This is a genomic window from Collinsella sp., from assembly GCF_052346665.1.
Taxonomy (GTDB): domain Bacteria; phylum Actinomycetota; class Coriobacteriia; order Coriobacteriales; family Coriobacteriaceae; genus Collinsella.
In genome coordinates, this window is sequence record NZ_DAWDUX010000051.1 from 1,671 (window position 1) to 13,302 (window position 11,632).

Annotated in this window: 15 protein-coding genes; 6 read left to right on the forward strand and 9 right to left on the reverse strand. The window is 63.8% G+C overall.

The window, feature by feature from the left end; translation table 11 throughout:
* Positions 1-118: 118 nt before the first annotated feature.
* The gene (locus ACT8II_RS08545) at positions 119-1,414 is read left to right on the forward strand and encodes a type II toxin-antitoxin system HipA family toxin (protein WP_443813799.1); all 1,296 of its coding nucleotides are present in this window, start codon (positions 119-121) and stop codon (positions 1,412-1,414) included.
* Here the strand turns inward: ACT8II_RS08545 and ACT8II_RS08550 are convergent.
* The 4 genes from ACT8II_RS08550 to ACT8II_RS08565 form a co-directional block, all read right to left on the reverse strand.
* Positions 1,409-2,638, reverse strand: a complete 1,230-nt coding sequence (locus ACT8II_RS08550) for a lysostaphin resistance A-like protein (RefSeq protein WP_443813801.1) — start codon at positions 2,636-2,638, stop codon at positions 1,409-1,411. The two genes, ACT8II_RS08545 and ACT8II_RS08550, sit on opposite strands and share 6 nt — an antisense overlap.
* 86 nt (positions 2,639-2,724) lie before the next feature.
* Complete coding sequence (locus ACT8II_RS08555) at positions 2,725-3,264, reverse strand: hypothetical protein (protein WP_443813803.1); 540 nt, start codon at positions 3,262-3,264, stop codon at positions 2,725-2,727.
* A 33-nt stretch (positions 3,265-3,297) separates the two neighbouring features.
* Positions 3,298-3,783 (reverse strand): dihydroneopterin aldolase, encoded by a 486-nt coding sequence (gene folB, locus ACT8II_RS08560; RefSeq protein ID WP_443813805.1) that lies wholly within the window; start codon positions 3,781-3,783, stop codon positions 3,298-3,300.
* Between the two features lie 26 nt (positions 3,784-3,809).
* The gene (locus ACT8II_RS08565; protein ID WP_443813807.1) at positions 3,810-4,412 is read right to left on the reverse strand and encodes an HD domain-containing protein; all 603 of its coding nucleotides are present in this window, start codon (positions 4,410-4,412) and stop codon (positions 3,810-3,812) included.
* 226 nt (positions 4,413-4,638) lie between these two features.
* On the opposite strand from ACT8II_RS08565, the gene ACT8II_RS08570 reads away from it, so the two are divergent.
* Genes ACT8II_RS08570 through ACT8II_RS08590 form a run of 5 tightly spaced genes read left to right on the forward strand, consistent with a single transcriptional unit; the run spans position 4,639 to position 8,168 of the window.
* A complete protein-coding gene (locus tag ACT8II_RS08570) occupies positions 4,639-5,031 on the forward strand; it encodes a hypothetical protein (RefSeq protein ID WP_118653972.1) in 393 nt (130 codons plus the stop codon).
* The gene (locus ACT8II_RS08575; protein WP_304291846.1) at positions 5,021-5,425 is read left to right on the forward strand and encodes an acetyl-CoA carboxylase biotin carboxyl carrier protein subunit; all 405 of its coding nucleotides are present in this window, start codon (positions 5,021-5,023) and stop codon (positions 5,423-5,425) included. Before ACT8II_RS08570 ends, ACT8II_RS08575 begins: the two co-directional genes overlap by 11 nt.
* A 54-nt stretch (positions 5,426-5,479) precedes the next feature.
* Positions 5,480-6,598, forward strand: a complete 1,119-nt coding sequence (locus ACT8II_RS08580; RefSeq protein WP_006723662.1) for a sodium ion-translocating decarboxylase subunit beta — start codon at positions 5,480-5,482, stop codon at positions 6,596-6,598.
* 15 nt (positions 6,599-6,613) lie between these two features.
* On the forward strand, positions 6,614-6,772 hold the full coding sequence (locus tag ACT8II_RS08585; protein WP_182279429.1) for an OadG-related small transporter subunit: 159 nt from the start codon (positions 6,614-6,616) through the stop codon (positions 6,770-6,772).
* 1 nt (position 6,773) lies between these two features.
* Positions 6,774-8,168: an oxaloacetate decarboxylase subunit alpha gene (locus ACT8II_RS08590; protein WP_443813809.1), complete on the forward strand. Its 1,395-nt coding sequence runs from the start codon at positions 6,774-6,776 to the stop codon at positions 8,166-8,168.
* A 292-nt stretch (positions 8,169-8,460) separates the two neighbouring features.
* Here the strand turns inward: ACT8II_RS08590 and ACT8II_RS08595 are convergent, their stop codons facing one another.
* The 5 genes from ACT8II_RS08595 to nrdD all read right to left on the reverse strand — a co-directional run.
* Positions 8,461-9,348, reverse strand: coding sequence for a biotin--[acetyl-CoA-carboxylase] ligase (locus ACT8II_RS08595; protein WP_443813811.1), 888 nt, complete (start codon positions 9,346-9,348; stop codon positions 8,461-8,463).
* A 139-nt stretch (positions 9,349-9,487) separates the two neighbouring features.
* The gene (gene folE, locus ACT8II_RS08600) at positions 9,488-10,057 is read right to left on the reverse strand and encodes a GTP cyclohydrolase I FolE (RefSeq protein ID WP_294159704.1); all 570 of its coding nucleotides are present in this window, start codon (positions 10,055-10,057) and stop codon (positions 9,488-9,490) included.
* A 75-nt stretch (positions 10,058-10,132) separates the two neighbouring features.
* Positions 10,133-10,747 carry a GNAT family N-acetyltransferase gene (locus ACT8II_RS08605; protein WP_294124058.1) on the reverse strand — a complete coding sequence of 205 codons (615 nt, stop codon included), beginning with the start codon at positions 10,745-10,747 and terminating at the stop codon, positions 10,133-10,135.
* 109 nt (positions 10,748-10,856) lie between these two features.
* Positions 10,857-11,438, reverse strand: coding sequence for an anaerobic ribonucleoside-triphosphate reductase activating protein (gene nrdG / locus ACT8II_RS08610; RefSeq protein ID WP_118653978.1), 582 nt, complete (start codon positions 11,436-11,438; stop codon positions 10,857-10,859).
* Positions 11,439-11,447: 9 nt separating this feature from the next.
* Positions 11,448-11,632: anaerobic ribonucleoside-triphosphate reductase (nrdD, locus tag ACT8II_RS08615; protein ID WP_443813813.1), on the reverse strand; the 185-nt coding region annotated here is incomplete at its 5' end.

Consider the following 11,632-nt stretch of genomic DNA (forward strand, 5'->3'; position numbering starts at 1 on the left):
CCGTCCACGCACCGATACGTCGAAATCACCAGCCGACTACGATTCCGTCTTTGACGATTTTTTGAAACATCAAGGTATAGATGATGTGGCAACGTCTTTTGTTGCAAGGAGGTAAGCCATGTCTGCACGGTCTCTCAAGGTCATCGTCTGCAACGACATAGCAGGAACCCTCGAACAGAATGCTCATGGTGCCATTAGCTTTAGTTATGACGAAGGCTATTCCGGAATACCCCTCTCGAGCTCCATGCCCATAAGCAACAGAAGCTATGACCAAAAAACCGTTCTCCCTTACCTGTTCGGGCTCCTTCCTGACAGCGAGCAGCAGCGCCGCGCCATTGCAGCCGAATACGAAGTAAGGCCCAATAATCCGCTTGCGCTTTTGGAACACATCGGTCTCGACTGTCCGGGAGGGGTTCAATTTTACAGGGAAGAGGACCTCAGCGCGGCACGCAGACGCAAAGGCTCTTACCTCCCGCTGAGCGACCAGGCAATCGCAGCACGCCTTGCCAGCATTAGGCAGGATGGCGATTCCTCGTGGATGGGAGGCGAAGAAAGTTGGTCTCTAGGAGGCAATCAGGGCAAGTTCGCATTGGGCCTACATGACGGCATATGGTGCGAGTGCCAGGGATCCGCTCGCACGACCCACATTTTCAAAAACGGCGTCATAGGATTTAAGTTTCAGGCCCTCAACGAGTACATTTGCATGGCGACCTCCAAGCGCTGCGGTGTCGCAACTTCCGATGTTGAATATCGCCTCTTCGAAGATGAACCGGCCTTAATCGTCACTCGCTACGACCGTGCCCGCCGCTCCAACGGCAACGTCGTCCGGCTGCACCAAGAAGACTTTTGCCAAGCTTTGGGAATAATGCCAAACCAGAAGTACACCTCAGATGGCGGTCCGACCACACGCGATGCGCTGGCCCTGCTATGCAGCACCAATCGCGCTCACTTCAATCTTTTGGTTTTCACGCAAATCCTGTTCTTCAACTGCCTTATTGGGGCCCCCGATGCCCACGCCAAGAACTATTCGCTGCTTCTCGGACCCGATAACGACAGGATCATAGCTCCCATGTACGATGTGGCGTCCGGGCTGGCCTACGAGAATCTGCGCCGCAAGGGGCGACTTGCCATGGCGGTCGGCGGGGAGAACCGCTTCGGTCGCGTGGGCTCGGGGGCTATCCACCGCTACATGGGCGGCAACGACCCCGCGCTCGCCGCGATGCTCGAAAAAGCCGAGTTTACGGAGGACTCTTGCACGGCGATTATGGCCGATCTTGCCCAGGAGATTCCCGTGAGCATGGCAGAGGTATTCGACGAGGCCGAAGCGAAGGGCATTCCGGGCGCCGGCGAACTGCGCGAGCGCATGCTCGGCGCCGTGTGCGAGAACTGCGCCAAGACGCTTGCGCTTCTATAGTGGGCTGCCTCCTTTACCAGGGCCGGTGCTGACGGCAGAAGCCCGCGCGGCGGCATCGTCGGTTGGCAGAACGTCACCCAGAATCGCATCGTCATCCGCCGGCGCCCCGTCCTCCTCGTCGTCCTCGGCCACCTCGACCTCAGGCAGGGCGTCCGAGACGTGCCAGGCGCGCTCGAACATGGCGATGCCTCCGGCAAGCAAGCCCCCAAAGACTGCGAACACGATGGGCGTGGGCAGCACGTTGACCATGGGAGCCAACGGCGCGACGAGATAGGACGAGGCGTTGAGGGCGAAGTGCAGCAGCATGGCGTACCCGAGCTTGCCCGTTCGCCAGAAGACCCAGCCCTGTAGGATGCCCAGGGCGAAGGCATAGCTCCCCTGGATGATGTTCATGTGGAGGACGCCGAACGCGAGCGCCTGCAACACGTTGGCGACCCAAAACGCGCGCACGGAGACGGTCCTGCGACGAGCGCGGTGGCGAGGGTCCCAACCGGGGCTCACGGCGCGCATCGCGTACTCGAGCATGACGCCGCGGCACACGATCTCCTCGTTGAGCGGCGCGAGGATGACCGTCGAGATCACCTGGATAATCGCGAACACCCCGACGGCGGAATCCTCCATGAGCTCGGCGTACTCCGCCATCGTCTCGGGGAAGAACAGCTCGACAAAACCGAGGATGCCGCTCACGAAAAACTGGGCGGCGAAGCCGACGAGCAGCAGGGAGGCGATCGTCTTCATGACGGGGGCGCCTGCGGAAGCGCCCGCCCCGCGGCGCCCGGCGAACGAGCCGAGCCGGACGCGCCGCCACCAGAGCCCGAAGATCGCGGCAGCGATGAGCTGCGATACCGCCATGACCACCTGGATGCCGTTGTCGAACAACGCGTCGCCGACTTCGGTGCCCGCGCCGCCGACCGCGAAGCTGATGGAGACGATGACCGTCCCCCCTATCAGCGACACGACGATTTGCAGCAGGAGATACAGGGCGAGCACGCCGACCATGGCGAGAGTCCACTTGACGAAATGAAGCGCACGGGAGGTGCCCGGCGCGGCGGGCGCCCCCGACGATGGCGCCGGCGTTCGCACGCGCACGTCACGCTCGTATCCCGCGGGAGGCATCGGGCCTCCGAGACGCCCGCCCTCAATCGAGCGGTCGCAAGACGGCAGGCGGCCCTTGGCAGGGTCAATGCCACGCTGGGTGTCCGAACTGCTCTGGGACGAATCCATGAGGCCCTCCTTACGCGTGCGCTCAAGTTTCCCATGACTGTACCACAGGGCGATTCAGAAGCTTGCGACCGCTCTCCCCTTGCACGCTAGGCGCGGTTGGCGCGCAGCTGAACGGCGCGAGCACACATGAGGGCCGCCGAGGGCGCGCGGGCCATCACGGGCAACTCGCTCGCGAGCTGATAGCCCGCTGCGTTTTGCGAGCCCGTCGTTGCCGCCACCCAACGGTACCCGGAGGCGTTCTCAAGCAGCAGGCTCACAAGCTCGTCACTCGTATCGCCGCCACCGAGCAGACCTCCCGCTCCGTCCTGGCCGAATGCGCTACCTTGGCCGCCGGGCCCACCTTGACCGCCGGGCTCACCCTCACCCGAGGGGCCAGCCGTCGGCAATGAGCTGTGATGTCCCGAGGCGACGGTCTCCGCCGTCCACGCAAACGGACCGGCTAGGCACGCCAACACACCAAGACCCACGCCAACCGCAGTGAGCCATCGGCGCACCTCGGCGGAACTCCAATGAGCACAAATCATCAGCATGGGGCCCAGCAAGCCGTACGCGAGCACCGTCCAGCCCAGCCAGACATGCAAAGCTCCGTGCACGACCAACGGCATCGACACCATCACGTTCGGCATCGTACTGCGCCCCTAGCGCCGCCGACGCGAGCCCTATGCCCGCGTGCGCTCAATCTCGACGGAGACGGTGCGCAGCGGCAAACCCACCGGCGCCCAGGGCTTCTCGAGCTTGACGCGCACGCCGTACGCGCCCGGGTAGCGGTCGAGCAACATGGCGGCAACGCTTTCGGCCGCCGTCTCGATGAGTTTGAAGGTATGCACACGCATGAACTCGTCGATGGCGTGAGCCGCCTCGCCGTAATGAATCGACGCGGAAAGGTCATCGGTCTCCCCCGCACGACGCGTATCGGTATAGAGCGTCACGCTCACCACGAACTTCTGGCCGAGTTTGTTCTCCTCGGGAAAGACCCCATGGTTGGCGAACACCTCGAGACCCTCGATGGCGATTTTGTCGAGTGCATGCAGCTGCTCCGGCTCCAGACGTGCGAGCTGCGTGCGCGTGGCGGGCAGACCGGCATCGCGGCGGGCAAGCGTGCCGCGGTCATCGACGATGTTCTCGGGCAGATGCTTCATATCCATGTTGTGCTCCTCACGTTTTCGTGCACTTATATATCTATCGAAAGGTTCTTGCGCTCGTCTGGCCAATAGCAGGCGTCGCGGACGCGGCAGGCGTAGCAGGCGCGCGAACGGTTGTCGGCTTCTTTGATGAGATGGGCGAGTGACTCCGCCCCTTCGCCGCGATGCGTCCCACTCGCATGACGCGCACTGCCCATGTGCCCCCGGTCGTCAGCTTCACCCGTAGGGACCTCTGCAGCCCGCGGTGCGACAACGACCTCCCCGTCCGCGCACGCACCCCGATGTCCGGAGACGGCGGCAAGGATGACAGCCCGCTCATCGGCGTCGAATCGAAGGCCATCGGGCAAGCTGTCTAGGATGTCGGCGGCTATCCGTGCGCCCGCGACGTCGTGGTCCTCGCCCGTCGCGTACTGCTCAGAGCGGCCGAGGTCGTGCAGGAGGGCGGCGGCGTAGACGACCTCGCGGTCAAAGCCGAGCCCACGCTCGAGATTGAAAATCCAAGCGATGCGCGCGACGTCCAGCAGGTGCGTCATACCATGTTTGCAAAACTCCCGCGTTTGCTCGGCATCCTCGATGCGCCTCATGTGCCCGCGGAATGCGAAGCTTTCTTCTATCGCATGAACACGTCGCATGTTCGTCTCCATCAATCGCCAGCTGTTTAGCTGTTGTACCCAATCCATGCACAAAGCGGCGTGAGCGGCTTTGGTAAAACGAAACACCACCGCACCGCCCAATTCCTACCAGTCACCGAAGAAGCCCCAACCAAGCGCCACAATTCCTACAAATCTCGCTAGCATAGGCATTCGTGAGGTCTTGCCCCATTGCGTCACGGCACGTCCCCACGGGAAAGGAAGGGCCATGGGACTACGTTCTTGGATTAAGAGGCACATCGGGCACCATGATGCTCCGCAGACTTCGCGGGCGCAGCAGGCCCCCGCGTCCGTCGAAGCACCACAATCCGCAGCCGAGGCAGCGTCGAGCACGCAGGCGCAGGATGCGTGGGAACCGGTTCCCGCATACCTGCCGGTCGATGCCCGCGAACACGCACACGCATGTGTTATCGCATCGGCCATTGCCGCGGGGGACCACCCCGCGAGCGAATTTCGCGTCAAACGCGTGCTGATTGCGAATCCGGAGCACCGCACGGTCTCGATCATCGCCACGGCGCTCGCCGCCGGTGCGCTCGAGCAAAGCTCGTTCACGGTCAAGAACATCTACAAGATGAAAGAGGAGGGCAGCCATGCTGCGTAAATTCAAGATCTCAATCGATGGGACCCAGTATTTGGTGGAGATGGAGGAGGTCGGCGCCCCGACCCCGACCCCGGCGGACGCCGCACCGGCGCCTGTTCCCGTCGCAGCCCCCGCACCTGCACCTGCACCGGCTCCCGCGCCCGAGCCCGCTCCTGCAGCCCCCGCCCCCGCTCCGGCCGGCGCCTTCTCTCAGACCGCGCCCATGCCTGGCACCATCCTCGACATCCACGTGCACGTTGGCGATACCGTCGCCGCCAACCAGCCCATCATGGTCCTCGAAGCCATGAAGATGGAGAACGAGGTCGTCGCCGAGCAGGGCGGCACCATCGCCTCCATCAACGTCGAAAAGGGCGCCATGGTGAACCCGGGCGACACGCTCTTCACCATCGCCTAAGTACACCCCGACGCGCCGCCGCCAAGGCGGCGCTTTCTTCCAGAAAGAGGCATTATGGAAATCCTACTCGACGGCGTGCAGGCGCTCATCGCCGAGCCGGGGCGCATCGCGATGATCCTCATCGGCTGCGTCCTCATGTACTTGGGCATCAAGAAGGAGTACGAGCCCACGCTGCTCGTGCCCATGGGACTCGGCACCATCCTGGTGAACATCCCGGCGTCCGGCGTCCTCATGACCGGCACCGAGCCCGGACCGTTCCAGATCCTGTTCGACGCCGGCATCGAGACCGAGCTGTTCCCGCTGCTGCTGTTCATCGGCATCGGCGCCATGATCGACTTCGGCCCGCTGCTCGCCAACCCGTTCCTGCTGCTATTCGGCGCCGCCGCGCAGTTCGGCATCTTCTTCGTGACCATCGTGGCCACGGGCGTCTTTGGCTTCGACATCGCCGACGCCGCCTCCGCGGGCATCATCGCCGCCGCGGACGGCCCCACCTCGATCTTCGTGGCCAACTCACTCGGTTCGAAGTACATGGGCGCAATCATGGTCGCGGCGTACTCCTACATGGCGCTCGTCCCCATCATCCAACCCATCGCCATCAAGGCCTGCACCACCAAGAAGGAGCGCGCCATCCGCATGACCTACCGCCCCGGTCAGGTCTCCCAGACGGCAAAGATCCTCTTCCCCGTCACCATCTGCGTGGTCGCCGGCCTCATCGCCCCGGTGTCCCTGCCGCTCGTCGGCTTCCTGATGTTCGGCAACCTGCTGCGCGAGTGCGGCGTGCTCAACTCGCTGTCCGCCTCCGCCCAAAACGAGCTCGTGAACCTCATCTCGATCCTATTGGGGCTGTGCGTCTCCGTGAAGATGGAATACAGCGAGTTCCTCCAGTTCGACACGCTCATCATCATGGGCCTCGGCCTCATCGGCTTCATCATGGACTCCGTGGGCGGCGTCATGTTCGCCAAGCTCCTGAACCTGTTCCGCAAGGAGAAGATCAACCCCATGGTGGGCGCCGCGGGCATCTCCGCGTTCCCCATGGCTTCGCGCGTGGTCCAGAAGCTCGCCACCGAGGAGGATCCCGGCAACTTCATCCTCATGCAGGCCGCTGCCGCCAACGTCGCCGGTCAGATCGCCTCGGTCGTCGCCGGCGGTCTCGTCCTCGGCCTTCTGCTCTAGAAAGGGGTGCTGGCAATGACCGATCTCATCGCATCGCTCGGCCTCTCCGCCGACCTGTCCCTCGCCATCCAGATCCTCATCTTGGGCTGGGGCGGCATCTTCATCGTCATGTTCGTCATCTACGTGATCTCGCTCGCCCTCGCCCGACTCTTCCCGCCGTCGAAGGAGGCCTAGCATGACCCGCAAGATCCGCTTCATGGAGACCGTCCTGCGCGACGGCCAACAAAGCCAAATCGCCACACGCATGCCCATCGAGGATATGCTCCCCATTCTGAAGACCCTCGATGAATGCGGCTTCGAGTCGCTCGAGGTCTGGGGCGGCGCCACGTTCGACAGCTGCCTGCGCTACCTGAACGAGGACCCATGGGAGCGCCTGCGCACCATTCGCGCGCACGTCAAGAACACCAAGCTGCAGATGCTGCTGCGCGGCCAGAACCTGCTCGGCTACCGCAACTACGCCGACGACGTGGTCGAGGCTCTGGTAAAGAAGTCCGTGGAGAACGGTATCGACGTCATCCGCATCTTCGACGCGCTGAACGACACCCGTAACCTCCAGACCTCCATCCGCGCCGCCAAGGAGGCGGGCGGCGAGGTCCAGGCCGCCATCTCCTACACCACCAGCGACGTGCACACCGTGCGCTACTTCGTGAGCCTCGCCAACGAGATGGCCCGCGCCGGCGCCGACTCCATTTGCATCAAGGACATGGCCGGCGTCCTCACGCCCGACGTCGCCTTCGAGCTCGTGAGCGAGATCAAGGCCTCCTGCGACCTACCCCTGCAGGTGCACACGCACGGCACGGCGGGTATCGCGCAGATGACCTACCTCAAGGCGGTTGAGGCGGGCGCTGACATCATCGACACCTGCTCCTCGCCCTTCGCGGAAGGCACCAGCCAGCCCGCAACCGAGTCCATGGCGATTGCGCTCGAGGCCCTCGGCTACAAGACCGGCCTGGACATCGAGAAGCTCGAGGCCGTGGCAGCGCACTTCCTGCCCATCCGCAACCGCTTCTTGGACGAGGGTGGCCTGAACCCCAAGGTCATGGCCGTCGAGCCCAAGGCGCTGCTGTACAAGGTCCCCGGCGGCATGCTCTCCAACCTGCTCGCCAACCTGAAGGACATGCACGTCGAGGACAAGTACGCCGAGGTTTTGGCCGAGGTGCCCCGCGTGCGCGCCGACCTCGGCTACCCGCCGCTCGTCACCCCGCTGTCCCAGATGGTGGGCTCCCAGGCGCTCATGAACGTCATCTCCGGCGAGCGCTACAAAGTCGTTCCCGCCGAGATCAAGGACTACGTGCGCGGTCAATACGGCCGCCCGCCCGTGACCATCTCAGAGAAGATCCGCCGCCAGATCATCGGCGACGACAAGGTCATCACCTGCCGCCCGGCCGACCTGATCGAACCCGCGATGCCGCGCCTGCGCGAGGAGATCTCGCAGTACGCCCGCTCGGAGGAGGATGTGTTGTCCTACGCCCTGTTCCCTGAGCAGGCACGCGACTTCCTGGGTCGCCGCGAGGATCCGTTCTACGACGTCCCCGTCCAGGAGGTCAACGTTTCCATCGACGTGGCATAGGGAGCTCCGGACAGTCAGGCCGGCTCCCGGCCCGACGTCAAGCTCCCGCCCCGATATCCTGCTCGGCCGCCACCATGAACGCACAGCGCCCGCGGCACGCAACGCCGCGGGCGCTTTTTGCGGGCCGAGATCGGTTCGGCAAGGACGGCGTGAGCCCGAGGATCGACGGACTGGAAACGACGTCTCTGACCCCGCAAACTCCCTCATGGAGACCACGCTTGGACACGTGCCTCGTCGCCGTAAACCGCCGAGACGGAGCTGGCCCCTCGTCTCCGACCTTAAGGCACTCGGGCTACTCGCCCATGAGCGAGAGCGGACGAATCGAGACATCCGCCGCATCATAGCCGGCAACCGAACCGTCCCGCTGCGCGACGAGCGCGCGGCCATACCCGTCGACTCCCAAAAACGTCCCCTGCGCTCGCTCCTCGCCGTCGATGGCATATACGCGCACCCGCTGTCCCACAAAGGCAAGGCAAGCGTTATAAGGTGCCAGAAGGGGTGCCAGAGGACCTTCGGCGCCGCCGCGAACGGGGTCTTCCGCCCATCGGGCAATGTCATATCCCGGAACGCGCACACCAGGCCTCCCCGACCCGCGGTACGCCGCGGTTTTCCCGTAAGCGGCCTCCCAATCCGAGGCGGCATCCAAGATGCGCTTTCGAACGAGCTCTGCCAGGTCCTCGAGCGACGGAGGCGTCATGCCCGGTGCGAGCTCGTCCAACAAGCCCGTCGGATGCAGCGCGGCAATGCTCCCCGATCGCGTCGATACGACGGGGGCTTCCATGTTCGCCCCAATACCGCACACCGCGAAAACGTCCTCGCCCGTTGCGACAAGTTCGGTCAGGATACCAGCGAGCTTGTGATTACCTACCACGATGTCGTTTGGCCATTTGAGTCGAGCACGGGGACATCCCACCTCGCGAAGTGCCCCCAGGGCGCCCAAGGCGCAGGCAACGGGCAGGGCGGGCAGGGCCTCACCCGGGACTTCGGGACGGATGAGGACGGATAGGTACAAGCCACCCTCGGGCGACGCCCAGTCGTGCGAGCGCTGCCCGCGTCCCGCAGTTTGGACGAGTGCCCTGAGCGCGGCACCATGGGGCGCACCCACGCGGCCGCGCCTCTTCATCTCGGCGTTCGTCGAGGGCACTTCAGAGCGCAGTTCGATCGGTTCTAGACTGTCCATAAGGCCCCGCCATCTTCCTCCCCGCTGACGGCCGGTAGACCTCCCACGAATGCCCGGCCAACTGGTAGCACAACTCGACAAAACTTCGCGAAATCGGGGGGTTTTCCTAGTTATGCTACCATCCGCACGCCAGCCGGTGTCATCTCCCCAACATGCGGAAGAAACGCTCTTCCCACTGCGCGGCCTCGACGCCGGACTCGGCACATACGCCACGACGGGCAAGCGTGGTGGTCTTGGTGCCGGGCTTCTGCACGCCGCGCATGGTCATGCACAGGTGCTCGGCCTCGATGAGCACGATGACCCCGGCACAGTCGAGATTGTCCATGAGGGCGTCGGCAATCTGGCCGGTGAGCTGCTCTTGCAGCTGAAGTCGGCGGGCGAACACTTCGACCGTGCGTGCAAGCTTGGAAAGCCCCGCCACGCGCCCATTCGGAATATACCCGATGGTCACCGTGCCGTAAAAGGGCAGCAGATGATGTTCGCACAGGGAGTAGAACGGGATATCGCGCTCTATGACGAGGCCGCTCTCGGTAACGGAAAAGGTCTTAGATAGATGCGCGGCCGCGCTTTGATCCATGCCGCCCGCGAGCTCGGCGTACATGCGTGCAACTCGATCGGGCGTCTCGAGGAGCCCTTCACGCGTCGGGTCCTCGCCAATGCCCTCGAGCAGCAGGCGAACCGCCTCGCACACCTTATCTTGATCGACCATGTTTCACTCACTTTCCGCAGATAATATCGACAATCGTACCACGCGCCGGAAGACACGAGCCGCACCATGCGGCCTCTACACCCAATGCTGTGGGTAGCGCTCCCAATAGCCCGAGTAGGTTGACGCATCGGGCGCGAAGTCGATTTGACAGAGTTTGAATACCACGTCAATGCCCTTGGGCTGCCAGTGCTCTCGATACGAATAGCGATATGTCATGCCACAGTGCTCCATCACGCGACCAGATGCCGGGTTGAGCTCATCGTGCGTCGCCGTGACGAATGGATAGCCCGCTCGGCGAGCCTCACCGAGCATCGCTCGCACCGCCTCGGTCGCGAAGCCTTGGCCCTGCGCATCGCGAGCCAGGGCGTACCCCATATCATATGCGTCGCCCTCAGCGTCGATGCTCACGAAGCCGAGCAACTCGCCCGCCTCTACGCGGCCGCGCTTGCGGCAAATCGCGCAATGCATGTCGAGCGGCAGCCCATCCGAGCGGCGTTCGTCCGCGTCGGCCGCGCGATACCATCGCAGGTAATTCTCCTCAAGATAGCTCGCCGTATCTGCCACACTCCCGTGCACGGCGTACGGCAAGAAACGATTCACCTGCGCATCGCTCATCATGGGGAACAGCGCCGACGCGTCCGCCTCGGTAAAGCGACGCAGCACGAGCCTATCTGTCTCCAACGTTCGCATCGTCTCCCCTTTCCCGTGCGCCACATGCCGTGGTGACACACATCAAACGCCACCGACTGCCGCGATGCCGTGACCACCGCGCGGCCCATCCCGTCCTCGCCGACCGCGCCTACATCGAATGCGCTGCGTACACCTCGGCGTCCCTCCACAGACGCACAGCGTCCGCGGGGGCCTCCCCCGCAGCGAGCGCGGCGAGCGTGGCGGGCATGTCGATGATGCGCTGGTTGGACGAACCGCGAAAACGCAGCGTGATGTCGTGCAGGTCTTGGACGAAGGGGCCATCCACCAGCACGTCGATGCAGGCAAGCAAGCGGTCGGTGAACTCCGTATGGTGTCGCCCACCCGCCACGAGCTCGCGGTCCCATGTGTCGCCTGTAAAGCACCAGATGGTCTTGCCGCAGCTGCGCGGGAACTCCTTGCGAACGCGCTCCACGAACTCGACCAGGCCCTCTTGGTTCTCGGGCTCCATGGGCTCGCCGCCCAACAGCGTCAGCCCGTCCACGTAATCGGGGCGCAGGCTCCCGATGATCTCGTCGGCCACCTCGGCCGTGAAGGGCTTGCCCGCGGCGAAGTTCCACGCCACCTCGTTAAAGCAATTCTTACACCCACGGCGGCACCCGCTCACAAACAGCGTCGTGCGCACTCCCTCGCCATTGGCGATATCAAAGTGCTTGATCTCCGCGTAGTTCATCCGATTCCCCTACAGATGCAGCACGCGATCGCGGATCTCCTCCGTGCGGCCCTGGTTCCAGAACTGCGTGCCGATGTAGCCGCAGGTGCGGCGGGCGACATTCAGCGTCTCCTGGTTGCGATTGCCGCAATGCGGGCACTCCCACACCAGCTTGCCGTCGTCCTCGACGATCTTGATCTCGCCGTCGTAGCCGC